Annotated in this window: 19 protein-coding genes and 1 pseudogene; 11 read left to right on the top strand and 9 right to left on the bottom strand. The window is 60.8% G+C overall.

Annotated features, from left to right (window positions below; translation table 11 throughout):
- Positions 1–33: 33 nt before the first annotated feature.
- Complete coding sequence (locus KTC28_RS02070) at positions 34–1,035, bottom strand: type 2 periplasmic-binding domain-containing protein (protein WP_216711275.1); 1,002 nt, start codon at positions 1,033–1,035, stop codon at positions 34–36.
- Positions 1,036–2,266: 1,231 nt separating this feature from the next.
- Between KTC28_RS02070 and KTC28_RS02075 the strand changes: the two genes are divergently transcribed.
- Together KTC28_RS02075 and KTC28_RS02080 are read left to right on the top strand one after the other, a co-directional pair.
- Positions 2,267–3,310: a polysaccharide deacetylase family protein gene (locus KTC28_RS02075; protein ID WP_216711274.1), complete on the top strand. Its 1,044-nt coding sequence runs from the start codon at positions 2,267–2,269 to the stop codon at positions 3,308–3,310.
- Between the two features lie 338 nt (positions 3,311–3,648).
- Positions 3,649–4,620, top strand: coding sequence for a DoxX family protein (locus KTC28_RS02080; protein WP_216711273.1), 972 nt, complete (start codon positions 3,649–3,651; stop codon positions 4,618–4,620).
- Between the two features lie 196 nt (positions 4,621–4,816).
- On the opposite strand, the gene KTC28_RS02085 is transcribed toward KTC28_RS02080, so the two are convergent.
- Positions 4,817–5,002, bottom strand: coding sequence for a hypothetical protein (locus tag KTC28_RS02085; RefSeq protein WP_216711272.1), 186 nt, complete (start codon positions 5,000–5,002; stop codon positions 4,817–4,819).
- A 25-nt stretch (positions 5,003–5,027) separates the two neighbouring features.
- Here KTC28_RS02085 and KTC28_RS02090 point away from each other — a divergent pair, with 25 nt between their 5' ends.
- From KTC28_RS02090 to KTC28_RS02110, 5 genes are all read left to right on the top strand, one after another.
- A complete protein-coding gene (locus tag KTC28_RS02090) occupies positions 5,028–6,701 on the top strand; it encodes an MFS transporter (RefSeq protein WP_216711271.1) in 1,674 nt (557 codons plus the stop codon).
- 185 nt (positions 6,702–6,886) lie between these two features.
- Positions 6,887–7,918, top strand: a complete 1,032-nt coding sequence (locus KTC28_RS02095; RefSeq protein ID WP_216711270.1) for an HlyD family secretion protein — start codon at positions 6,887–6,889, stop codon at positions 7,916–7,918.
- A gap of 26 nt (positions 7,919–7,944) precedes the next feature.
- A complete protein-coding gene (locus tag KTC28_RS02100) occupies positions 7,945–9,291 on the top strand; it encodes an efflux transporter outer membrane subunit (RefSeq protein WP_255602394.1) in 1,347 nt (448 codons plus the stop codon).
- Positions 9,292–10,478: 1,187 nt separating this feature from the next.
- On the top strand, positions 10,479–11,051 hold the full coding sequence (locus tag KTC28_RS02105) for a carboxymuconolactone decarboxylase family protein (RefSeq protein ID WP_216711268.1): 573 nt from the start codon (positions 10,479–10,481) through the stop codon (positions 11,049–11,051).
- 788 nt (positions 11,052–11,839) lie between these two features.
- The gene (locus tag KTC28_RS02110) at positions 11,840–12,553 is read left to right on the top strand and encodes an N-acyl homoserine lactonase family protein (RefSeq protein ID WP_216711267.1); all 714 of its coding nucleotides are present in this window, start codon (positions 11,840–11,842) and stop codon (positions 12,551–12,553) included.
- Positions 12,554–12,780: 227 nt separating this feature from the next.
- On the opposite strand, the gene istB is transcribed toward KTC28_RS02110, so the two are convergent.
- Positions 12,781–13,620 (bottom strand): IS21-like element helper ATPase IstB, encoded by an 840-nt coding sequence (gene istB / locus KTC28_RS02115; RefSeq protein WP_216711266.1) that lies wholly within the window; start codon positions 13,618–13,620, stop codon positions 12,781–12,783.
- A pseudogene (gene istA, locus KTC28_RS02120) lies at positions 13,617–15,121 on the bottom strand (IS21 family transposase). Before istA ends, istB begins: the two are co-directional and overlap by 4 nt.
- Positions 15,122–16,070: 949 nt before the next feature.
- Here istA and KTC28_RS02125 point away from each other — a divergent pair.
- Entirely contained in the window at positions 16,071–16,301 is a 231-nt protein-coding gene (locus KTC28_RS02125) for a hypothetical protein (RefSeq protein WP_216711265.1), read from the top strand.
- Between the two features lie 5 nt (positions 16,302–16,306).
- Here KTC28_RS02125 and KTC28_RS02130 read toward each other — a convergent pair whose 3' ends face one another.
- From KTC28_RS02130 to KTC28_RS02145, 4 genes are all read right to left on the bottom strand, one after another.
- The gene (locus KTC28_RS02130; RefSeq protein ID WP_216711264.1) at positions 16,307–17,254 is read right to left on the bottom strand and encodes a sugar phosphate isomerase/epimerase family protein; all 948 of its coding nucleotides are present in this window, start codon (positions 17,252–17,254) and stop codon (positions 16,307–16,309) included.
- Positions 17,255–17,528: 274 nt separating this feature from the next.
- Entirely contained in the window at positions 17,529–18,527 is a 999-nt protein-coding gene (locus tag KTC28_RS02135; protein WP_216711263.1) for an alpha/beta fold hydrolase, read from the bottom strand.
- Positions 18,528–18,551: 24 nt separating this feature from the next.
- Entirely contained in the window at positions 18,552–19,154 is a 603-nt protein-coding gene (locus KTC28_RS02140) for a TetR/AcrR family transcriptional regulator (RefSeq protein WP_216711262.1), read from the bottom strand.
- A gap of 106 nt (positions 19,155–19,260) precedes the next feature.
- Positions 19,261–19,776, bottom strand: a complete 516-nt coding sequence (locus KTC28_RS02145; protein ID WP_216711261.1) for a GNAT family N-acetyltransferase — start codon at positions 19,774–19,776, stop codon at positions 19,261–19,263.
- Between the two features lie 136 nt (positions 19,777–19,912).
- Here KTC28_RS02145 and KTC28_RS23200 point away from each other — a divergent pair, with 136 nt between their 5' ends.
- Entirely contained in the window at positions 19,913–20,155 is a 243-nt protein-coding gene (locus KTC28_RS23200; protein WP_216711260.1) for a TetR family transcriptional regulator, read from the top strand.
- 54 nt (positions 20,156–20,209) lie between these two features.
- Positions 20,210–20,500 carry a TetR family transcriptional regulator C-terminal domain-containing protein gene (locus KTC28_RS02155; protein ID WP_216711259.1) on the top strand — a complete coding sequence of 97 codons (291 nt, stop codon included), beginning with the start codon at positions 20,210–20,212 and terminating at the stop codon, positions 20,498–20,500.
- 696 nt (positions 20,501–21,196) lie between these two features.
- Here the strand turns inward: KTC28_RS02155 and KTC28_RS02160 are convergent.
- A complete protein-coding gene (locus KTC28_RS02160) occupies positions 21,197–22,399 on the bottom strand; it encodes an MFS transporter (RefSeq protein WP_216711258.1) in 1,203 nt (400 codons plus the stop codon).
- A gap of 794 nt (positions 22,400–23,193) precedes the next feature.
- On the opposite strand from KTC28_RS02160, the gene KTC28_RS02165 reads away from it, so the two are divergent.
- The gene (locus KTC28_RS02165; protein WP_216711257.1) at positions 23,194–24,354 is read left to right on the top strand and encodes a LysR family transcriptional regulator; all 1,161 of its coding nucleotides are present in this window, start codon (positions 23,194–23,196) and stop codon (positions 24,352–24,354) included.
- Positions 24,355–24,469 lie beyond the last annotated feature (115 nt).

Here is a 24,469-nt window from a genome sequence, read left to right on the forward strand (position 1 = left end):
AACTCCTCATGTCGGTGCGTTCTGCCCTGTTCGTCAGCTATTGAGTAGACCGGGAACGAACACATCCTCGATCGTCAGGAGGCGATCCGTCAGCCCTTGTGCGCAATGATAACGAAGCACTGCATCGATCGCAGCACGATTGGCACCGATACCATAGGGCCACCAATCGTCTCCAAGGAGGTCGCGTCTGTCGCCGATCAGCTTCGTAAACCCGGGCACCATGACATCCATGTTGTTGAACGTCATGCCCTTCACGTATTGTTCGGCCATCTGGTTCTTGGCGGCAAGAAAACCCTGATAGACGGCCTTCACCACCTCTGGCTGTTCGGCCGCCAGCTTGCGGGTGACGACGACGGTGTGCATGATCGGGAAAATGGCGGTCCTGCGGTAATAATCCCTCTCGGCCGCCTCGTAATCTTCGAACAAACGTCCCACCCTCTGTGATTTCTCAAGCACGCATTTCGGAATGTCAGCCGAGATAAGCGCATCGATCTCGCCAGCCTCGAGCAGATCACCAAGATCCACGCCCTTGTCGGCGTACTCGACTTCGACACCTGCAGGCACGGGGCGCGACACGAAATCGACTGGGTCCATCGGAAAATCGATGCCGCCGATCAACCAGCGGCATTGGTCCGGCCTGACGCCGAATTCGTCCGACAAGATCCCCTTGGACATCACGCCCGCGTCATGGCCGTACAAAGCGAGTTCGCCGATCCGTTTACCCCGAAGGTCCTCGGGACGTTTAATTCCGCTTGCCCTGTTTATATAGATAGCGCCGTGTCGGAACGCGCGGTTCGTAAACACCGGTATTGCAGCGAACGGTGATTCGCCATTCACAAAGGTACGGAGGAGATAGGTCATGCCCAGTTCGGATACGTCGTAGGTGCGCTGCTGGATCATCGCTTCGAAGATCTGGGGTACGATGCGCGCACTGTGGAAGGTCGCGTCGACGCCATCGATCTTGACGGTGCCGTCAGCCAGCAGGCGGGTCCGGTCGTAATTCCAGAAGGCAATATCGAGTTTTCGGTTTCTCATGACATTCTCCATTCCATCATAAAATGCATTTATATGGTAGAATGTTAAGTTGTTTTTCTCTGCGAGGCAGATGCGATCAACCTAGTAGCGTCCCATGAAACCAGATGCCCGCATGATAGCAGAAATGTTCAAGGATATATCGCTGGGTGCTCCGAACGGGCGATAGGGTTCGTGATGTGGTGGACTGATCGTAACCGAGATACAGCAGCGGCTGTCTGGCGACGTGGGTCGGCTAAGTGGAAGTTTTCTCACCGCTCTCGTTCATATTGATCGTGATGCTGGTCCAGCATCGGATATTGTTGCGCCGTGACGGTCGCACGTTTCTTGGCCCGCGGCGTGGAGGAGCAAGACGGGATTAAGCAGGCTGGAGCTTTTACCGAATACGTTGAGCGAGCGGCTTCTCACCACCGGGTCTGATCTTTACCTTTGGTTTCACGTGCCAATACAGCGTCTGCCGCGTAATACCGAGTTCGCACATAGCTCAGCGGCCTTTGGTTCGGGCCATAGAAGCCTAAGCAAGCCGAAGTTTGGCCGGCATCATCTTGAACAGACGACCGCCATTGCCGGCCACGTGCGCGTACGGACGCGAGATTAGCGCAGGTGCGTTCGACGATTAGCTCTCGCTTGAACTTGGAGATCGGCGAAGATTGCGAAGATTAGCCTTCCGTTCGTGTTGGCGGTGTCGATCCACGCACCTTCACTTGCTAGCACTTCGAGCCCAACACCGCGTTTCGTCAAGTCCCCATTCGTGTTGGCGAATGGCGCGGGTCCGCCCGATCCGGTCGAGCTTCCATATGATCAGCGCGTCATCACGGCGCAGCGCCTTGAGGCAGTCATCCCGCCCCGGTCGCTTTTCAGCCGGCCCTATGCTGCATATTCCTAGAAATGGTCGCGATCGATGGCGGCCGCGATTAGCGCATCTTGCTGAAGGGCAGGGATCTAGCCACCATTGGCCTTTGACACCGATGAGTAACCAATCTGCATGGTTGGCTGTGCGATCAATGATGGTACTCGGATCGCAGACCGGCCTACCCTGGCCGGTTGTTTTCGGGCAGATCAAATTAGGCCAAGTTTTTCTTGGTGGGATAACCTTGATCAATTGCCTCGGTGCCAATCGGATTATTCTCTTCCTCCTGGGCGGTGGGCGGCGCAGCCAGTTAGCAATACGCGAAGAGCCGAGACTCGACCTCATATTAGTCAACCGCGCCTCATGTCGCGCAGGAGCAAAACTATGCCCAATAGCCACATCGAAGACAATTCTGCACTAACGCGTCGTGAGTTCGCTGGTGCATCGCTCACGACAATAGCAGCGGCAGCCATAGTAGCACCCACCGATGCGGCAGTCATAGCAGCACCCACTGATGTAGCAGCGGCGCAAACGACAACACGCTCCAAAGCAGGTGGCGGTGGCTTCTGGCCGAACGACGCACGTCTTGCGGTGAGCATCTCATTGATGTTCGAGGGAGGCGGACAGCCGATCTCTGGGGCCGGTGGTCCGATTACGGAGCCGATCAAGCCGGGGTTTCCGGATCACCCCACTAACGCGTTCTTTGCTTACGGCCCCAATGAGGGTATCCCGCGGGCACTGAACCTGTTCGACAAGCACGGGATCAAGGTCACGGCCTTCATGATCAGCAAGGCGATCGAGAAGCATCCCGAGCTCGCTCGCGAGATCGTGAACCGTGGGCATGAGGCAGCAGCGCACGGCCGGACGTGGTCGGCGTCTTATGATCTCCCGCGCGAAGAGGAAAAGGCGTTCATTCAGGATTCGGTGGAAGCGATCCAGCGGATCACCGGGCAGCGGGCGGTTGGCTGGAACGCGTATTGGCTGCGAAACTCGATCCATATCTCGGAGACCTTGCAGGACCTCGGCTTCCTCTACAGCATCGACGAACCCGACCGAGACGAACCGTTCATCCTGCGGGTGCGCGGCCGCGACTTTGTCATGCTCCCGTACACAATTCACATGAACGACATGCTCTTTCCCTTTCAGTCGTACGATCCCGCAGCGCACGAGCAGGCGCTGCGCGACGAGTTCGATCAGCTCTATGAGGAGGGCAGCGGTCGGCGCCGAATGATGGTGCTGAGCATGCACGATAGGCTAAGTGGGCATGCCAATCGCATCCGGGTGCTCGACCGCTTCCTGACCTACGCGAAAAGCCGCGAGGGTGTTTGGTTCGCGCGCAAGGACGAGATCGCGCAATGGGCATTGAAGCAGCGCGATAAAACGCCCGTTGTCACACGCGGTACCCCAGCCGAAACCGGACTGCCCTAAGCCCGAAAAAGGTTATCCAAAGTAACACACAATGAGACTGGGTCTCTGATGCACGCAGCTGCAGACAGACGTTGGCGTCGGTATAATTCTCATGATCACATAGAGATGCTAATATATCGTTGTCCTCGCGGGCCTCAGAAATACCGATGCTTCTGCAGATCTGGTTGGCGTTCGCGCTCACACGCTAGTTTAACGCGTGAGTGTGCCTTTTTTGCAGAGACAGCATGCCGACACTGAATGACCTCCAAGGCTATCCCAGCTGCTTCGACTTGTTAGACTCCTACGGTGAAGCTTGAACAATTCGCCCGGCGAGGCGCTGCTAATCGGAAAGATTGTCTATGACCGTCGAGTTTCAACGCAGTACGGCAGGCATAACGAAGTCCGCGCAACGCATAGGCCTTGTCATCGCCAGAAGGCTAGCTCGCGTGGTAGGCTTCGGCCTCGATCACCAAAGCGCCTGGATGCCGCAGTCGATCCAACTACTGCGCTTCGCCTACGCCGCAGTCGCAGCCGTCTTCTGCGCCGCTTCTCTCATCGCGATCACAACCTACCCGGTCCCCCTATGGACGCTCGTAGTCGTCGTCGTACTTTCGAGCGTTGTAGCCGGTGGCGTCGCTCTACTGATGCTTCATGCGGATAGCTTCTTCTTTGAACCGTTGGTCATCCTACTGCCCGGCTTGACTGTCGGTCGCCTACTTTCGACGACTTGGCTTATCCCAGCGGGACAGCCCGCACCCAGGCTGAGTGTGCTGATATTGGGCGAAACCGGCCCAGGAGTTCCTCTCTTCGAGCCGCTCACCGTCGTCCTCGTGGCCGTCGCACTGATCTACGTTTTGGCACAGGCACACCGTTCGATCACCAAAGGTTGCGAGGGCACATGTTTCAGTTCGAGCGACTGGTTGACTGCAACGCTGCGTACCTACGTAGGGTTGATGTTCATATCCCACTTCACAGGGCATGTCCTTGCAGGACCGATTCCGTTCGACGCCTTTGTCGGATATTTCGGCAAGGTCGGGATGCCACTGCCAGAGGCGTCGGTCGTGCTAGCCGGTTTAGTAGAGATCACGGTTTGCGTCGGCCTCGCATTCGGCCTGTTAACCCGCATAGTGGCGATCCTTGGCACCTTCTATCTTCTATTCACAGTATGGATCGGCGGACATTTCAGTATAGGATACAGCTGGGCCCTGCCGGAAGGCGGCTGGGAGTTTCCGGTACTTTGGGCCTTCCTCGTCGCGCTGTTCGGGATCTTCGGCGCTGGCCCAATATCCCTCGATGCAAGGCTCGCTCGGCGAAGCGCAACTACAACCTGAACGACCCGTTCGTCGACTCTATTTTCAAGGGTCTCACCGACCCAACGCCAATCAGTGACAGCCGCGGAAAGACCAGTCACATCGATATGCCTTCTGCCGCCAATCGCGAACCCTGACCGACGCGGGCTAACCCCAAGAGGCCGCCGATGTAATCATCATTCCCTTTCGAGGGAGGTCGCAGCACTGGTTTATGAGCCTAGACGACACGGTCGGAATGCGAGACCTGAATAAAGGCTATGATGAAGTGCGACCATATCGCGCGATCGGCAATCGCCGACCGCAGATACGAAGGCGATAGCACCAACCTTCGACCAGAAAACGTTACAGCTTTGCAGAGCAGGGCGGCGTAGCCGAAGGTCGCGTCTTGATCGAAATCAATCACTCCAGATCGCTTGCATAGCAAAGAGATGGTGATGCCGAACGTTCAAACTTCGCTGCTTCCTGCGTGGTCGGCCGCCGAGCGCCCCAGATTGCCGGGCTCGCCAGCGTTCCTTGATCATTGCGTCCCGGTCCGGCTAGCCTATGGGGCCGTCGCGATGCTGTGCGGCGTGACTGGCGGTCTTGGCAACGGTCTGATTGCCGTCAACATCACTTACGTCGAGGGCAACCTCGCGCTAACGCCGGTGCAGGGACAGTGGCTGATCGCCGCCTATCTGATGACCAACGTCTCGTCGAACCTGATGCTGGTCAAGCTCCGGCAGCAATTCGGCATACGGCGGTTCGCGCTGTTGGCGCTCGGGCTCTATCTGACGTCCACATTGGTACAGCTCGCCGCAACCAACTACGCGAGCGCGCTTGCTGTGCGCGCGGCGTCGGGGGTCGTCACGACACCGCTGATCACTATGGGCGTCTTCTACATGCTGCAAGCGGTAGGGCGTGCCCGAATGCATTACGGGTTTATCGTCGGCATATCATTTTCTCTATTCGCGGCACCGCTGGCGAATCTGCTATCCCCCAGTATCATCGACCTTAACCAAAGCCAGGCACTGGGGGAGATCGAGGTCGCTCTCTCGCTTTGCGCATTCGCCGCCGTGCTGGTTCTGCGCCTGCCCGCAACCATTCGGGTAAAAGCCTTCGAGCGCGGTGATATCTTCTTCTTCCTGACCGTTCCGCCCGCGCTCGCGCTGATCGTCGCGGCGGTTGAGCAAGGCACCCTGCAATGGTGGCTGGACGCACCCTGGATCGGCGTCGCGCTCGCTGTGGCAGTCGCGCTGCTCGCGACCGGAACAATGGTGGAATACTATCGCACCAAGCCGATCATCGACTTGCGTTTTCTGTTCTCGCCACCGATCATTCGTTTTGCGCTCGGGGCGGTGATGCTGCGACTGCTGCTGTCAGAGCAGACCTATGGCTCTCTCGGGTTGCTGCGTGAGCTTGGGATGGGTCCGGACCAGCTCAGGTTGCTGTTCAGTGTTATCCTAGCAAGCTTCGTGGGCGGAACCGCGTTGGCGATGATAACCTACCGTCCGGGGTACGCACCGGCGATCGTCGTGGCTTCGGCGTTGGCCATCGCGGCGGGTAGTCTGCTCGACCATTTCTCGAGCAGCTTGACGCGCCCTGTAGATATGTACGTCAGCCAGGGCTTGATCGCCTTAGCGAGCGGACTCTTCGTCGGACCATTAATCGGCGACGCCTTCCCCAGCGTCATCCAGTCAAGCTACCGCAATCTCGTCGCGCTCATAGTGGTCTTCGCGGCGAGCCAGTCGATGGGCGCGGCCGTTGGTGGCGCGATGCTGGGCACCTATCAGATTTTTCGCGAGCACGCGCACTCGGCTGGCATCGCTGCGGATGCGGATACCACGCTTCCTATCGTTCAGCAGCGGCTGGTTGCGCAGGGGCGGACTTATGCGCCGATCCTGCCCGATCCTCGGCTCCGGAGTGCGGAGGGGATTAGTCTGCTTGCCCAAACCGCCGCGGTCGAAGCGAATGTACGCGCCTATAATGACGTGTTCGCGGCGATCGGGGTCGGGGCGATTCTGGTGGTGCTTATGAGCCTGCCGGCCGCGATCCGGAGCGTCCGTTACCCCCCCGCATCGCCCGTCCCCGTAATCGCCGACATCGTCCCGATCGGCGTCGACTGATGGCTGCCCCGCCACTGCCGGCTTCCCCTGTTCTAGCGCAACCGGCGCGCGCGGTCGGGGCTGCGCCGCCGGAAGCGCAGGCGCTGGCTGCGCCTGCCGGGGCGCAACCGGCCCCCGCAGCAGCGGCGGCTCCCGATCCAGCCGCGATCCCCGCAAAGCTCAAGCGTCCGGGCCCGATTGCGCTTGTGGCCGGTCTGATCGGCGGGACCTCGGGAGTGCTGCTGCTGCTGTACGTATGGCAGCTCTGGCCGTTCACCACGCCCATCGTCACCACCATCGATAGTTATGTGCAGGGGCGCGTTACCGTAATGGAAGCCCAGGACAGCGGTTATATCGCGCAGGTCGTGATCGACGACTACCAATTCGTTGTCCGCGGCCAGCCGCTGTTCCGCATCGATGACCGCACATACCGGCAAAAGCTGGAGCAGGTTCGCGGCACGCTCGACGCGGTGATCGCCCAATTCGACAACTCCACGCAGACAATCGCGATCGACCGCGCGCAATTATTCTCCGCGCGCGCTGATCTGGTAGCCACGCTGGCCGAGGAGGAACGGACCGCGATCGACTTGCGGCGCATCCTGGAGCTGGTGTCGCACGGCTCGCTGTCGGTCCGGCAGGGTGGCCAGGCCCGATCCGACGCGCATCTAGCATCAGCAAATGTCCTCAAATCGAAAGCCGCGATTCAAGTCGCGCAGGAAACGATCTCGGCGGCAATCGTCACACGCGCCGGCTTGGCGGCCCAGGTCGAGAGCAATCGCGCCTCCTTAGCCCAGGCGAAGATCGATCTGTCGAACACCGTCCTGTATGCGCCCCGCGACGGTCAGATCGGTGAAGCCAGTGTTCGCCCTGGCCAGTATGTCACCGCCGGTACGCAGCTTATTTACTTGGTCCCGAACGAGATATGGGTAATCGCCAACTATAAGGAAACTCAGACGCATCATATCCGCATTGGCCAACCCGCGACCGTGTCAGTCGATGCACTCGCGCACGCCCGGCTGACCGGCCGCGTCGAGGCGATCTCACCTGCGACGGGATCGGAGTTCAGTGTCCTCAAGCCGGACAATGCTACCGGCAATTTCACCAAGGTTGTGCAACGGCTACCGATCCGGATCGCCGTCGATCGAGATCAGCTGCTCGCGGCGCAGCTACGGCCGGGCATGTCGGTAACGACGCGGATCGACACCACCGGAACGGTCGATCCCGCGGACAGGCAATGAGACCGACCTTATCATTGCTGACGGCCATGCTGGCGGTGACGGCCTGCGCTCCGCGTATCCCGTCCCTTCCGGCCACAGCGGCGATAGCGCCCCCGCTCTCATGGCGCGACGGGTCCGCTGTCGACGGCGTTATCGATCCTCGCTGGTGGCGCTCCTTTGGTGATCCTGCTTTGGATACGCTGGTCGACACGGCGCTGACGCGCAATACCGACGTTCTGACCGCAGTCGCCGTCGTCGAGCAGTCGCGCGCCCAAATCCGACTCGCGCGCTCCGCGATGCTGCCCACGCTCGGCGGAAGCGCGAGCGCGATCCGCTCGGGAGGAACGCATGTTCCGACGACGACGGCGCTGGAAGCACCGCTCGCCGCCGCATGGGAGATCGACTTGTCCGGCCGTCTGCACGCGCTTACCCGCGCCGCGCGCTCGAACTACCATGCGTCGCAAGCTGATCGCGACGCGATTGCGCTCGCAGTCGCCTCGCAAGTCGCGCAAGTGTATATCGGCCTGCTATCATTGGATGCGCAGCTCGACATTACCCGCGCGACGCTCGTCTCGCAGGCCAGGTCGCTGCGATTGATCGAAGATCAGCTGCGGGTCGGATATGTTTCGCAGTTCGAGCTTACCCAGGCGCAGGCCGAGTATGAACTGGTAGCGCAACAGGGGCCGCTGATAGAACAGTCAGTGCGCGCTCAGGAAAATGCGCTCGCGTTACTAGTCGGTGACTTGCCACGCGCGATCGTCCGCGGGCGTACGTTCGATGCGCTGGCGCTGCCGGTCATTCCTGCGACGCTCCCCGCCGCGCTGCTTCGTCGACGTCCCGACATCGCCGTCGCCGAATACCGGCTTGCCGCCGCCAACGCCACCATCGCCGCGCGGCGCGCCGACTATCTGCCCCAACTAAACCTGTCCGCGCTGTTTGGCGTCGTCGCGAGTGGCCCGCGCAACTATAATCCGGTCACGATCTGGAGCGTCGGGGCAAGCCTGCTCGTGCCGCTGTTCGAGGGCGGTGCGCTCAGGGCCGGTTTCGACGTCGCAACCGCGTTGCGCGACCAGTCCGCATACCAGTATCGCGGCGTGGTGCTGGCCGCGTTTGGTGAGGTCGAGACCGCATTTTCAAGCGCGACCACGCTTGCCGTCGAGCAAGACACAGCGCTCAGGCGGCTTGCAATTCTGCGCCACTCACTCGTGCTCGCGCAGGAACGATACCGAGAAGGCTATTCGGCTTACATCGACCTGCTCGACGCCGAGCGTAGCCTCTACGCGACCCAGCTGTCCTCTACGACCACACGGCAGAACCAACTAGATACCGCGGTCGCCCTGTATGCGGCGCTCGGCGGAGGGTGGTCCTGTGCGACCATCCCGCCTAAAATGTAGATAGGCATTAAACAGGCCCCCACCTGGGCACTGGCGAACGTCGATGATGAGCGACATCTGATGTTTATTGGCAGGTTAATCGCCACAAGAGACAAAAGTTTTGGTTCGACGGTCCCGGTAGTGAAAAGGACCCAGGTTTCCAGACTAGACGATTGTTCGGGACGGTCGGACCGAAGGCGCAGGACTTGAGTCGCCGGTTCAGACCAGCGAGCGCATCGGTGAACGATGGGGCTCGCGCGTGGTGCAGGATCCTATCTTCTTCGTGCCCAGCGGGAGATGCCCATGACGTTTCCCCATCCGACAGCTCCCGACCCTGGCCCATCGTCGACCGCTGGTTTGCCAAGCCGCGCAATCCCACTGCCTGCGAGAAACTTAATCATAATCCGGTCCATCCCGTCCAGGTCCGGGTCGGTCGAAAGCCGCCCTCCTGCGGCCTCGCTCGACAGTTTGAGCTTAAAGACGACCGAAGCCTGCGGACCACGCTGCTACGACGCCGGCGGAGGCGTGTTAGAACACACGCCACGCCATGGTCGACACGGAAGGGCGCGCACCAGGATCCATCGTCCGTAATGCAAGTGCTCAGGACCGCGACAGTGCGTGCCAAATCTCAAGCTCTTTCGTCGCCGCCACCCCTTCGGCACCCTCGCCCACGCCGACAGTACCTACAAGATCTCCCCGAATTATGATGCTTCGCTGAAAAACTATTCCTTCTGAGACGCCGGAATTAATCTTGATCAAGGTCGATCTTTAAAGAATGTAGTTTACACTCGTCTTATGACGCCCATCACAACACCCTTAGCAATGGCGCGCTGCAACCACCCGGCGCGGACTGGAGAAATTCGTGATCGACAGGCGCCGGCAGTCGATCGTGATCTGGTAATCTGCTGGCTGATCTACTATCAGGGTGAGCTTGAAAACTACGAAGCTGGACAATTATGCTCTTTGCCTCGGCTTAGCCAGTGGCAGGCGCGACAGCATCTGCAATCGCTGGCACAGAGTCCCTTCATAGCGCCATCGGGACCACGCAGTGGAAGAGCTCGCAACGTTGCTGATCGCCTGTTGCACGTCGAGCTCGGCGCGATCTTGCACGGACGAGATAAACGCTCGGCTGGACCGAGTAGCAGTTCGTCGAAAAATAGTTATGATACCAATAGTATCTCGATAGCACAACATAAAGATAAACTACCGTGATCAGTTCTTCGCTTTATGCTGCAAAGACGTCCGTCCCAATCCCCGACGACGATCTCATTCGCGAGGTAATAGGACCGTCCTACAACGCGGCAACCACATTGAATGTAGTAAAGATGATGGCCGGCACCGAGGATATGTTCGACGCGACGGTGGGCCTCGTAAAGGCGGTGTTCGCTGCTCAAGGAGTAGACCCCAGAATTAGGCAGATGATCATCCTACGTGCTGCCAACAAGCTCGATAGCCCTTATGAGTGGCAAGCTAATGTGCCGATGTCCTTGAATAATGGACTGTCCCAAATAGACTGCGATGCAGCTAGCGCTGATGGTTCGGTTACAGGGGTAAACGACGACTATGTTCTCGTGTGCAAGGCTACGGATGAATTGTGCGACAACGGCACCTTGACGGATAGCACGTTGCAGTCGTTGCTCGAACGATTTGGTGCCGTCACCACACGTAAGCTTATCCTTATAATTGCTTGGTTCAATCTGCTTAGCCTGTTCCTGAACGGGTGTCGCGTGCCCCTAGAGACGACCGACAAAATTGGAAGCAAGAAATCACCATTGGAATAGCAGAGCTTTTCGACATTATTTGCCGGTACGGAAATTTAACTGGTACTAGTCTTGTTAGCAGTGTGATCCATCAGAAGTTCATGATCATTGACATCCGTCTTTGCGCCGCCAAGTTCATCAGCTGAGCATGCACCATGTGGCAATGGGCCAAGGGGCCAAACAATGAGGATGCACCTGGCCGTCAAGCAAGCTACGCGGCGGGAAGTTGCCGGCGGCTCAACCTATAACGTTTGGCGACAGACCCTAATTGGTGACGGGCCGTCGTATCCGGTACACTTCGCGCGCGCCGTATGCGTGCCTGATGCGAGCACGGTGTGGCACCCGCACCAGCGTAGCCCGGTTCGATCCGTCGCTCCAGGCGTCTTCCGCATCCGGAATGATCGTCGCCCGCGTCGAGCGCCGACGCCGGGCAGCGGCGTGACGATCGTTGCACATGAGCGACGACAATCCGCGGATTAACGATGCGCCAACTCGGCACCGGTGCCGACTTTGCGGTACTGCATTCAACCTCCTCTTATTGAAGCAACATCGCTATGACATTTGAAGACGACGCTGCTCCGCGCGGTCATCATGCCAAGATCGTTGGCGGAGGGCCATCCGAATGTCGTCATCTCGATCGGTCGAACGCAATTTCGCGTAATCGACGCCTAGGAGTGGACGGCCTGGGCCGGCACCTTGTGGCACTCCTCGCGGCGGCCCTGCTGCCGGCATCGTTGACAAGCGCCGCATCGGCTCCGACCGAAGTCCGGATCTATACGCTCGATTGCGGTCGGATAGATTTCACTGACATGGCAAACTTCGCCGACACCGGCGATCACGACGGAGAACATGGGGCGATGCCGGTGACATGCTTCCTGATCCGTCATGGTGCCGACTGGATGCTTTGGGATGCCGGCCTAGGCGACGAGATCGCAGCCAGCCCCGCCGGGCGCGAGATGGTCGGGCTACACTTCCGTGTTCCCGTCACGCTCGCCTCGCAGCTTGCGGAGCTAAACCTCAAGCCCGACGACATCCGCTATGTTGGCCTGTCGCATCTTCACGCTGACCACAGCGGAAACGCAGCGCTGTTCCCGCATGCGATTTTCCTCGTCTCGCCCACCGAGCTCGCCTGGGCTAGCGGCACGCCGACGCCCAATGGCGTACAGCGCGACCGGGTCACCGCGGTGCTCCGCAGCAAAATCGAACCCATCGCCGCCGAGAGGGACGTGTTCGGTGACGGCAGCGTCCGCATGATAAGTACGCCTGGGCACACCGTCGGTCATCACTCGCTGATGGTGCATCTAATACGCACCGGCTGGGTGATCCTGACCGGCGACGTCGCCCATTTCGCGGTCAATTATCAGCGCGACCTGGTACCTCTTGGCAACGCCAACCGCGCCGACACAATAGCATCGATCGAAAGGGTCAAGGGGTTGGCAGCGCACTACGACGCCCGTGTCGTCGTTCAGCATGCCGCCGATGTCTTCACGGCGATGCCGCTGTTTCCTGCTTACCTGAACTGACCGCACATTACTCGGCCGGCACAATGGGCGTGTACACCCTAAGGAAAGGCTTCGCTCCGGAAATCGTCCTTCACAAGGAGCCATGGCTCGAAGCGCCGCGACTAAATCGTCTCTTTGCGCGAGAATTGTGTTGCGCGACGATCTGGGTGAGATAGCGCGACGATCAGGATGAGAACCGGTGACCGCGACGGTGGCACGATGTTCGGTGTGTCTGTCGCTGGCAAGGCTTAAGTTTCGGATTGATTGTCGCTGCGCGTCAGAGCCTCGATGTTCTTGATCGTCGCGTAGCTTGGCGGCCGCCCGGCCCCATGCTGCTTTCGTTCGACTGCGGCACGGCGGCGGAAGCTGTCGACGTTCATCTCGAAGATGGTGGCGTGATGAACGAGGCGGTCGACGGCGGCGAGCGTCATCGCCGGATCGGGGAAGACCTTGCCCCATTCGCCGAACGGCTGGTTCGCCGTGATCAGCATCGAGCGGCGTTCGTAGCGAGCGCTGATCAGCTCGAACAGCACCGAGGTCTCGGCCTGGTCTTTGCTGACGTACGCGAGGTCATCGAGGATCAGCTGATGGTATTTATCGAGCCGGTTGATCGCGGCCTCGAGCGCGAGTTCACGGCGCGCGACCTGGAGCTTCTGGACGAGGTCGGAGGTGCGGGCGAACAGCACGCGCCAGCCATTCTCGACCAGTGCGAGGCCGATCGCGGAGGCGATATGTGATTTGCCGCCGCCGGGGCCGCCGATCAGGATGACGTTGGCGCCGTTGCCTATCCAGGCGTCGCCGGCACAGATCGCCATGACGTGGGCGTGGCTGATCATCGGCACGGCGGTGAAGTCGAAGCTGTCGAGGGTCTTGCCCGGCAGCAGCCGGGCCTCGCCGAGATGGCGTTCGATCCGCCGCCGGTCGCGCTCGGCGACCTCGTGCTCGGCGAGTGCCGCGAGGAAGCGGGCGGCGGGCCAAGCCTCCTTGTCGGATGTCTGCGCAAAGCCCGGCCACCCGGTCTTGATCGCGGGGAGACGCAGCTCGTTGAGGATCAGGGTCAGCCGTGCGGTGTCGATCGCGCCGGTCATGCCGCCGCTCCCGTCTGCGGCCCAAGCAGCTCCTGGTAGGCGCTGAGCGGAACGAGCTCGACGACGACGTCGGGCAGACTTGCTGGATCGGGCGCGAACCGGGATCTTAGCATTGCCATGTCGGGCAGGCGTCCGCCGGCAAGCTCGTCGGCGAGGACCACGGCGAGTTCTGCCTCGCAGCCACGATCGTGCGCCAGCGCCAGCAGATCGACCATCAGCTGGCACGCCGGCCGCTCGGGAAGCTGCTCGAGCAGCCGGTCGAACGTCCGTGCATACGTTTCGCGCGGGAACAGCTGGGCCCGGTAGACGAAACGCACCAGCGCCATCGGCTTCCTCCGCAGGGCGCGGATAACGTAACGATAGTCGACGACATGGCCGTGCTTGCCGCTGGCATCAGCACGACCGCGATCGAGGGTCATCAGTTGCGTGCCACCCATGAACAGGTCGAGCCGGTTGTCATGCAGTCGGACCCGCAACCGGTGCCCGATCAGCCGCGACGGCACCGTGTAGAACACCTTCCGCAGCGTGAACCCGCTCGACGAGGTCACGGTGACGATCGTCTCCTCCCAGTCGCAGGTTCGTCGCCCCGGCAAGGGTTGCAGCACCGCGCGCTCGGCCTCGATGCGCCTGACGATCCGGACGTTCTGGCGCCCAACGATCTCGTCGATGAAGCCGCGATAGGCAGCGAGATCGGTGAAGTCGCTGCTGCCGCGCATCAGCAGCGCGTCGGCAACCGCCTTCTTCAGGTGGCCGTGCGGACTCTCGATCGACCCGTTTTCGTGCGCGACGCCGCGGTTGTTGCGGCTCGGCACCATGCCGTAATGCGCGCACAGCGCGTCGTACCGCGTGGTCAGGTCCGCGCGGGCATCGGCGTCGAAGTTACGGAACGCCGCCGACAGGCTGTCGCTGCGGTGTTCGAGCGGTGCGCCGCCGAGCGCCCACAGCGCGTTCTGCAGGCCTTCGGCCAGCGCCACGTAGCTCTCGCCGCCGAGCACCACGTGCGCATGCCCGAAGCCGCTGCACGGAAGTGATAGAGGCGATGATCGAGGATCACACCGGCGATGGTGACGCCCAACGTGTTCATATCGGTGAAGTCCGACAGCGCCATCCGTCCCGGCTCGTGGACCTGGCGGAAGATCACCTCGCGATCGGTGCCGTGCAGCGCTCTCCACGCTCGGATCCGACGCTCAAGCGTCCGCCGCACGCCCGAAGCGAGGCCGCTATGCCGTCGCTGCAACTCTTCGAACACCGCCACCGCGCGCAACCCCGGTGCCGCCGTCAGCATCGGCACGACCTCGGTGTCGAAGATATCCGCCAGCGGATCGGGCCGCCGCCGCGTGCGAACCGGCACCGTGTGCGACGGCAGCCTGCCGTCGTGTTCGAAGCGATATCCCGACGCCGTGCTAAATGACACCTTCGCTGCCGCGACATGCGGCGCGTCTGTCTCTCGGAACTTCATGTAGAGCCTCATCTGGTGATCGGTGACATGGCGACCGGGCACGAACAGATCCCTCGACGAGAAAATCCATCCGCATATCCGGTCGGTCACGATCAGCCGACGACCTACCCCTTGCGGGGAAAGACGCTTTTGCCGGGGTCCGGCCTCCGGTCGGGCTACGCCCTCCCTTCACCCGCACCCCGGCAAGCCGTTCTCATCCTGATTGCCTCGCGTTCTCACCGTGATTGTCGCGCAGCAAGAATTGCTTTGGTCGTCATGGCCTGAACCAGTGCGACGCACTCTGCCCTACCTACTGCCAACAGTTCGCGAAACGATCGCACGCGAAACATCGAATCATGGACCAAAGCATAGCTGCCACGACTGCGATCGGGCTTCGGTATATGAGCTGCTTTGCATGCGGGTGGATGGGGTGGCCCATAGCCTCGATTAATTTGAAGCTTTATCGTATTTCACGTGCCAGCAAGCAGGCATCATCCCAAGAAGCCCCACCGTCCCGCCGCACCAGCCACCGACACGCTCTCGAACGCACACATAGCGGTTTGTGGCAGCGCAGCCAGAGCCGCATATCGCGCTCGCGAACGGCGGGCAACGCCGCAGCGTTGAACACGTCGACCCAGCGCTGATGACTCATCAGCGTCTTCTGTCCACCTGCACCATTCGGGCTTTTAGCCTAACGTCACTGTCGAGCGTGGCTTGGACTATGGCCATGCCGAACGCTGCACGTTCGTCGCCGACGGCAGCACCCAGACGGCCAGAATCGAACGTATTGAACGTGGAGTGTATGCTACTGGCGGGGCTGTGCACGAGTGCCGGCAGCACCGCGTCGACTAGTTACGTCAGGACGGTTACGATCACAAGATCGTACAGCATCGTCTCATCGAGCGCGTCCACCACTTGGACATGTGCGCGCTGGCCTCCGTTTTCGATAATCGCACCATCTCTTGGAACTTGCACCAGCTAGGAGGAGCCCGGGCGCGCGACCACAGTAATCGTGACCCCCGGTGCGGGCCAGCTGAAAGGCGAAGGTGCTTCCGATGTTACCGGCACCGACGACCGCGATCCGGAGCGGCGAAATGGGCACGCTCATCGGTTCATGGCTCCATTATCTGAACTATATAAAGTTGTTTGTCGGTATGACAAGATGGAACGAACTTATGACTGTGATGGCCGCAATGTGATGAATATGATTATTGATCCGGGCCATATGATCTTGATTATGTGAAGCGGTTATGATCGCCAGTGCTGGCGTAGGAAAGTTAGACCATCGCGTGCAACTTGATCCTTGGACTCGAAGGTGTTCCGCCAGACATGGGCCGATGTAGCAAGAGGCTGAACGTCCTTCGCAAATGCCTCGACGGTCAACGACCCCGAATAGTTGATCGCTTTCAGGGCAGCGAACACTTGATCCCAGGCGATCGTGCCGCGTCCTAAGGTGCCTCGATTGCTTTCGCTGATGTGCGTGTGGAAGAGACGATCTCCGCACGTGGTGATTGCGGCGCCAAGGCTGCGTTCCTCGATCTGAGCGTGGTGGGTGTCGAACGCCACACCCAGGTTCGGCGCGGCGACAGCACGGATGAGAGCCATCGTCTCTTCGGCAGTGTTGAGGAGGTAGCCTTCGAAGCGGTTTAGAAATTCGAGGCACAGGCACACGCCTGCCGCTGACCCATAATCGCAGGCTGCAGCGAGCGTACCGGCAGACCATTGAAGGGCATCAGGCGACGGCCCGCCGGCGCCCGAAGGGGGTGCGGAAGCCGCGTAGAGTGGCCCACTGAGGATTTTGCTTCCCAGCACATGGCTCGCGTCTATCGCCCACCGGAGCGTCTCAAGACCGGCACGCCGGACCGCAGAGTCTGGAGAGGCGGGGTCTGCGTCCTGCGTCACCGCGCTAAGCGTCGTACAGAAGAGCCCCTCACCTTCGAGCACGCGGCGAAGCTCAATCAGATGCTGCCCCGTCCCGTGAATGATCGGGATCTCGACGCTTTGGTAGCCGATCGCGCGTAATCTCCTGATCAGTGGGAAGAAGGCGGGCGTCACGGTCTGCGTCCACAGATATAGGTTCATTCCAAAGGGTGGCGTCGCGATCGCGTTCGGCAACGCGGCTATCGTGCGTTGTGCAGCGAATGCGGTCATGCCAGCGCCCAAGCCGAGCACAAGGATTTCGCGGCGATCGAGCATGTAATGGTATCCTTATTCATGATCGGCTCGATCGCCCCTCAGGCGGGAAGCTATCGTATGGAGCATCGAACCAAGGACCTTGCATCGATCGACGGCAAGGAGCGAGGCTCCTGCGCGATCGGCATTACCGTAATCGTCGTTGAGCAGCCGTCCTTCGGGGCAGCGGACCGACGGTGGACGCCGATAAGAAAGGGGCATCGCGCCGTCGATCGCGGTCAGGCCGCTCACCTTGATCGCGCCGTCGACCGGATCGAGAATGCTCACGACCATGACCTCAACGCTGCGTCGTCGCGGTTTGCCCCCAGAAGCCGCTTACGGCCCCCGCGAACTCGGCAGGGCATTCCTCGGGGAGGTAGTGACCGCAATTCTGCAGAACGACGCTGTGGAGGTCCGTAGCCGCGCCGCGCATGCTCTCGGTGAGAAGCGAGCCGACACCGCCGTCCGCGCCGATCGCGAGCACGGGCATGGGGAGTGGATTCGATAGCCGCTCCTTCATACGTTGAAGTCCGCCATTCGAGAACAGATCCCGATAGTATTCGAAGCCGGCGTGAGCCCCACCGAGGGTGGCGAAGACGCGCGTGTATTCGGCTCGCGCCTTCATATCGATCGCTGCCGGTCGCCTCGCCTTCTCGTCGAACAACCAATCGAGAAAGGCTCGCTCGTGCCCCGTGACGAGCATCTCCGGCAGGCCGGGAAGGCGGTTGAAGGCGAAGTGCCACGTTTTGATATTGGCACTGTCGTCGGGCAACGGTCGAGGCTGATCGGGACGGGGAATCGTAACCTCGCTGAGCACGAGCCGTCGCACGTCATCCGGATAAGCCGATGCGAGCGCATAGCCGATCCAGCCACCCAGATCGTGGGTGACGACGTCGATGCCGCCACGACGATCCAGTCCCGTAGCCAAAAGGAATGCATGAATTTCCGTGGCTACGATGTCGAGATCGTAGCCGTCACGCGGCTTGTCGCTGTCTCCAAAACCGCGCGGGTCGAGGATGATGACTCTTCGTCCGGTAGCGGCGAGCCGGGGCGCGACCTTGCGCCATGCATAGCCGTCTTCGGGCCAGCCGGGCAGCAGGAGCACGGGATCGCCTTCGCCGAAGTCGCTGTAATGAAGGTCGACCATGCCGACGTGGACGACGTGTTGGGTTGCGGGGACCACAATCGGCATGGTCTTCAGTGGCGCGCCGTGAGCGCCGTTAGCTGCGTAAACCAGACAGGTGAGCTCCAGAAGGACAGCCCCGGTGAAAATGCGGATTAGGCCGCTAAGCGTCATTCTCTTGCTCCGTAGATGATAGAACTAATCGAGAATGCGCATCGCCACGACGATCAGTGGTCGCGGATCGACCGGGAAAAGCCCGCTTTTTCCAACAACACGCATTCCCTGCACGATGGTCAGCAAGAGATCGGCAAGTACCGCCGACTGTTCTCTTGAACCGATCGAGCCGTCGCGCTGACCTTCTTCGATCAAGCCACAAAGTACGGCCCGGCGACGGTTGAGAGCGTCCCGCAGATGCCGAGCTGTTGCCTTCCCGAGTATATCGATTTCGGCCAGGCCGGAGATGACGAGGCATCCACGCCTCCCTGAGATACCTTGGCTCCAACCCGCGTAGATCTCGACGATCGCGACGAGTTTTTGGCGTGCCGTCTCATCAGTTGCAGCAGCGACTGCCATGGCTTGATCACCGAGCGACACATATCTTGCAATAGCCTGCTGGAACACGCCGTCCTTATCACCGAATGCCTTGTAAAGGCTGCTGACCGACAAGCCTGTGGCCTTGGTCAGTTCACTAAGCGAGGCAGCCGTGAAGCCTTTCGACGAGAACACTTCGATCGCCGCATCGACGACATTGTCCTCGTCGAACTTGCGGGGCCGGCCCCTTCCACTTCTGCTGCCTTCCATCACAACGACGAACGATATCGGATAGAGATCGTTCCATATCTATTGCGATCGGCTGGTGCCGCTTGGCACACCTGTTGGTATTCACGGCGGCCGTCTGATTTCACACCTAGCTCTTGTAGAATCCCTCACTACTCCGGCTCGGGGCGGCCGGCAGCTTCTTGACCATGAAGATCGTACCGGCTGGGACGGGCCCGTAGTAGGCCGCCGTATTTACGAAGCCGAGTTGCTGGTACAGCGCGATGGCGGAGGTCATGGTCTCCAGCGTGTCCAGCAGCAGCTTCCAGTAGCCGCGACGGGTTGCCTCGTGTACTGCTTCTGCCGCCAGCCTCAGGCCCAGCCCAGACCCACGCGCGCCCGGCGCCACGAAGAACCGCTTCATCTCGCAGGTTCCGGGCTCGTCAAGTGGACGCAAACCGACAGAACCGACAGGGGCTCCGCAACGCCGTGCGAGCAGCAAGCAGCCCGCGGGCTCGGCGTATTTGCTGGGCAAAGCGCCGAGTTCCGCATCAAAATCCTGATATCCAAGATCAATCGGCAGTTCGGCCGCGTAGAGCTTGAAGAGGATTCGCACCGAAGCCAGATCGGCGGGTGACCGGGCAAGGCTGAGGGTGATATCGTCCATGCCGTAGCGAAGCACACGCCGCCTCCAGACTCAACATGGGCGATGGGATCCGCCCAATTGCATAACGCTTTTTTTCAGGAGGCCTCAACCGTCTACACCGAAGCCGTATCCGACCAATCGGGTTTCCAGCCCAAGGGTGGCAGACCCTGGAGCTTCAATCGCGAGCGCCATCGAAGCTGCCATACTGCTGTTCTCGAAGCGGGGGTTCGCGAGCGTCAAAATCGCCGACCTTACGGCGGCGATGGCGATCAGGCCGGCGAGCCTCTACGCCGCCTTCGGAAGCAAGGCGGAACGCTATCGTAGGGCCCGCGCGCGTCATTTCGAACGCGAGGAGCCGTTGTGGCAGGTGCCCGCACAGGACCCCTTCGAACTATTCTGAATGACTTCTTCGATTTGGCCGTTGGGGTCGTAACTAGGGCTGGCAGGCCGAGGGGTGCATATTGCGTTAGGGCTCATCGAATACGCTCCGGACGAACACGATTTGGCGCTGGAAACGCGTGAGATTCGCGATCGCGAACGACGCGAGCTTCTAAAACTGTTGGACGCCGGCTTGGCCGCTGGCGAGCTTGAACAGGATGCAGATACCGAAGTGCTCGCACGCTTCCTTGCGAGCGTCTTCGAAGGGCTCTCGATCCAGGCTCGCGACGGCGCAACAGTGAGCCAACTGCAGGCCGTCGGCCGTGCTGCCGCGTCTGGCCTACCTTGGGCAAAAGGGGGAACATAAGTGTCCATGGGTTGTTGAGCGACCGATCGTCAACCAGTCGGTGCGAGATGAATGTCCGAGCCGGGTCCCGATCAAGTCCCAAGGCCGAATCGGACGGATCGGATACGGCTATGCTGGGTCGCGATGATTGCCGTTCAGCCGTGCGGTTCAAGCGTCTCGGGGTGAATGGCGTTCGTATCGCTTACCGCGAGGTGGGAACAGGCGATGCGGTGGTTTTGCTGCATGGTTGGCCCCAAACGTCGCACGCTTAGCGCAAGCTAATACCACTGCTCGCGAACGATTACCGCGCCATCGCCCCTGACCTTCGCGGCGTCGGCGATTTCCTCCAAGCCACATGATAGGTATGACAAGAAGACCGTGGCGACGGACGTGGGGATGCTGGTCTAAGCACTGGGCATCGTCATATCCGTCTCGTCGGGCACGAAATGGGTGGACAGGTGGACTACAAGCGTTTGCACGCGGCGAGGATCGATGATGGATTTCCCAAAAGGCTGGTGTCTAAATCGGCCATTTCTCCGGTGACGGCGGGCCGGCTCATGAGCAAGCCGTTGTCGATGTATCGGCGCGAGTGGGGGTCAGCTCATTTGATAGGTATGTCGCCTCGGGCGACAGAGTGCGCCGATGACTTCGCCGTTGCAGGCCATTATGCTACTAAATCAAATTCGGCGGTCAGCGAAGCGCCCCAGAGAGGCGCGATTATTTAACCGGCATGCGCGGGCCGGACATACTGGCGTATACCGCGACGGAGGTAGTAAGGGTAAGCAGGCCCGCAATCACAAAGACTTCTTTCACGCCTGCCGCCGCGAAGATCAGGCCCCCGCCCGCCGCGCCTATCGTGATAGCGAGCTGGACAGCTGCGACGATCAGCCCGCCGCCGCTCTCCGTTTCATCGGGCACTGCCTGCGCGATCCAGGTCGACCAGCTGACAGGGATGCCGCCGTAGGCAATGCCCCAAACCGCGACCAGTCCTATCGTGACCGCCGCCGGCGGCGTCGGCGTCACAGCGAGCGCGAGCGCCGCCGAACCGAGCAGCATTGTCGTCAGTGTCAGAGGTAGCCTCAGGCTACGCTCCAACAGGACGCTCGCGAAAACGGTGCCCGCAAGGTTAGCGAGCCCGAAAACCGTGAGTACAATCGCGATCCGCTCTCCGTGAAACCCGCCCTCCGTCTCCAGGAACGGCCGTAGAAAGGTGAACAGGCCGAAATGGCCGGCGTACACGAGGACGATGCAGATTACGCCCGCACCTATCCCCCGCCGACGCAACACATGGAGCAGTGTGCCGAGCCGTGCGACGCCGCGTACCGCGAGGGGCGGCAGCGCCACGACCTGAATGAGCAGCGTCAACACCCCAAACGCGGCGGCGAGGATGAACACGGTGCGCCAGCCGTACACGCCGCCAAGATAGCTGCCGAGAGGCACGGCAACGATGGTCGCGACAGAAATGCCGCTGAACACCACGGCCAAGGCCCTCGGGACCATCACGGCCGGAACCAGACGGATCGTCACCGCCGCAGCCATGCTCCAGAAGCCACCGAGTGCAAACCCAAGCAGCGCCCGCGCCAGCAACAGCAAGGGCAAGTTCGGCGCGGCGGCGACGAGCAGGTCAGACGCGATAAGCAGTGCCGTGAAAGCGAACAGAACGAATCGTCGGTCGAACCGGCGGGTCGTGCTTGGCGCAAAGAGCGCGGCGAAGAACGACACAACCGCAGTCGCAGTCACCGCCTGCCCCGCCAACGCTTCGGACACGGCAAGGTCGCGCGCCATCGGCGTAAGCAGGCCGGCCGGCAGGAATTCCGCCGCGATCAGTCCGCAGACGCCGAACATGAGCGACCAGACCGCCGGCCACGCTGCCACGGTCACGTCGGGTACTGCTGTTGGCGCAACGTCGATTTCGCTCACCACCGTTCCTTTCCGTATCGCGGCCCCAAAGCTCTGATCGTTCGGCAGCGCAGGCCGCATGATCTATATTTAGCGGGCGGATCAAGTGAAACTCCGTAAAGGTAGCAATCAGGCGAAGTGGCCTCCGCCGGCGAGGCTCACCGTCGATCCGGTCGCGAGGGGTTCGTTGCGACGAAGAGGATCGCCTGCGCCACGTCCTTGGGCTGCCCCATGCGGCCGGCGGGCAAGGTCGACCGCATACGCTCGTACAGCGCGCGACGGGCCTCGGCCACGCTCGCCTCCGTGCGGCCCGCGGCCGTCACGACCCCACCGGCTTGGGAAGGCCTCGGCAGCCGCCCGACCAATCCCACCGGCCGCACCCACGACGAGGACGCGCTGCCCGTTCAGATAAATCGCCATGGCTGTGGCTCCGGAAAAGAGGGCATAGAAGTGTCTTTAACGACACGCCATCCCACGTGTTGACTTGGCGACGATGGTTCGAAAGCCGGTTCAGAGTCATGTCTTTCCTTCCCGCACATCTGCAATCGCTTATTACCCCGGTGCTCCCGCGCCTGGGATGCAGTCGCGAGCAGGATGCGACGAGAAAGCGTCGTGTCCGCGAAACGGGCGCCGGAAGCAGCCATTCAGTACCGACCAGTCGCGCTATCCGGCGACCATATTCTCATGTCTGTCGCGATCCTTCGAGCAATCAGCGTGGGCCCGGCAATCGTGACGCCGACCGGACACTCGGCGTTCGCCGGGCCTGGAATGGAGATGCTCAAACCTGCGGCGATATCGTTCGCTAAATAGAGCCCTTGGACACGGACTTTGGAACGCAATACGCTGTTGCGGTAAGCAACCGTATTGCTGCGCAGCATACTCGAGCGAATTCTGCCACCCTGATGCGAGCAAGGCCGCGATTTCGCAATGTCTCCGCCGCCCGTTGCAGTACACAGGACGGGATCATTTTGGCGAAGCGTATGGCAACTGACAAACTCGGAAGCATTCTCGCATTCGTCCGCGTCGCGGAACAAGGCAGCTTTGCCAACGCCGGCAAGGCCCTCGGCATCTCGGCGTCCGCGGTAAGCAAGAGCGTCGCCAGACTAGAGGAACGACTGCAACTCCGCCTGTTCCAGCGTACGACGCGAGCGCTGAGCCTGACCGACGAAGGGCGCTTATTCTTCGAGAGGTGCGACCGAATTTTGGTGGAACTCGACGATGCCGAGCGGTCGATGCGCGAGCGCGCCGCGGGCCCGACCGGGGTTCTGAAGGTCGAGCTTCCGGCGACGCTTGGAAGGCTTCAGATCGCGCCTGCACTCGGCACACTGACCGAGCGGTATCCAAAGTTGAGGGTAGAAGCATCCTTCAACGATCAATTGTCCGATCTGATCGAGGCGGGACTGGACGCGGTGGTGCGGATCGGCGAACCGCGGGACTCGCGGCTCATGGTCAGACGTGTCGGCACCGTCCGATACATGGTGTGCGCCGCTCCCGCATATATCGAAGCGAATGGTGAGCCGCGCAACCCGGTCGACTTGGCAAATTTCGATTGCATCGGACGCGTACCGCACGGTGGCCCATCCCCGGCGAGATGGAGGTTCGCCTCTCCAGATAACGGCATGCCCTTCGAGCTCGACGTGGCGGGAACGCTGAACTTCGACAGCAATGACGTCATCATCGATGCGGGCCTCGCCGGCGCCGGTCTGGTTCAGCTTCACACCTACATGGCCGAGCCATACCTGCGATCCGGCCAACTTGTGCAGGTCTTGCGCGAATTCGCGGTCGACGGACCACCTATTTCGGTGCTGTTTCCGTCGAACCGTCATCTTGCCCCGAAGGTGCGTGTCTTTATCGAAATCGTTGCCGACATTCTAGGTGCCTCCAGCGAGGGTGGGCAGCACCCTATCGCCCCGGCGTGGGGCGAGGGTGGGCAGCACCCTATCGCCCCGGCGTGGACACCGGCGACGCCGCGGTGAACGCACCTACTTGAGGCCAAAGCTCTTCAAGACGGCATCAGAGGGACTTCTTCACTTCTTCGTCGGGGAGGCAATTTGCGCTTTAGCCGCCTGAATTGGAAGGTTCGCTTTCCTC

It is taken from the genome of Polymorphobacter megasporae, assembly GCF_018982885.2.
Classification (GTDB): Bacteria; Pseudomonadota; Alphaproteobacteria; order Sphingomonadales; family Sphingomonadaceae; genus Polymorphobacter_B; species Polymorphobacter_B megasporae.

What these genes read in the sequence shown, in the direction of transcription:
- KTC28_RS02135 (WP_216711263.1), bottom strand. Translation starts at nt 18,527, where the DNA reads ATGACGCTTAGCGGCCTAATCCGCATTTTCACCGGGGCTGTCCTTCTG.
- KTC28_RS02130 (WP_216711264.1), bottom strand. Translation starts at nt 17,254, where the DNA reads ATGCTCGATCGCCGCGAAATCCTTGTGCTCGGCTTGGGCGCTGGCATG.
- KTC28_RS02110 (WP_216711267.1), top strand. Translation starts at nt 11,840, where the DNA reads ATGGCAAACTTCGCCGACACCGGCGATCACGACGGAGAACATGGGGCG.
- KTC28_RS02140 (WP_216711262.1), bottom strand. Translation starts at nt 19,154, where the DNA reads ATGGAAGGCAGCAGAAGTGGAAGGGGCCGGCCCCGCAAGTTCGACGAG.
- KTC28_RS02070 (WP_216711275.1), bottom strand. Translation starts at nt 1,035, where the DNA reads ATGAGAAACCGAAAACTCGATATTGCCTTCTGGAATTACGACCGGACC.
- istB (WP_216711266.1), bottom strand. Translation starts at nt 13,620, where the DNA reads ATGACCGGCGCGATCGACACCGCACGGCTGACCCTGATCCTCAACGAG.
- KTC28_RS02145 (WP_216711261.1), bottom strand. Translation starts at nt 19,776, where the DNA reads ATGGACGATATCACCCTCAGCCTTGCCCGGTCACCCGCCGATCTGGCT.
- KTC28_RS02075 (WP_216711274.1), top strand. Translation starts at nt 2,267, where the DNA reads ATGCCCAATAGCCACATCGAAGACAATTCTGCACTAACGCGTCGTGAG.
- KTC28_RS02100 (WP_255602394.1), top strand. Translation starts at nt 7,945, where the DNA reads ATGCTGGCGGTGACGGCCTGCGCTCCGCGTATCCCGTCCCTTCCGGCC.
- KTC28_RS02080 (WP_216711273.1), top strand. Translation starts at nt 3,649, where the DNA reads ATGACCGTCGAGTTTCAACGCAGTACGGCAGGCATAACGAAGTCCGCG.
- KTC28_RS02090 (WP_216711271.1), top strand. Translation starts at nt 5,028, where the DNA reads ATGGTGATGCCGAACGTTCAAACTTCGCTGCTTCCTGCGTGGTCGGCC.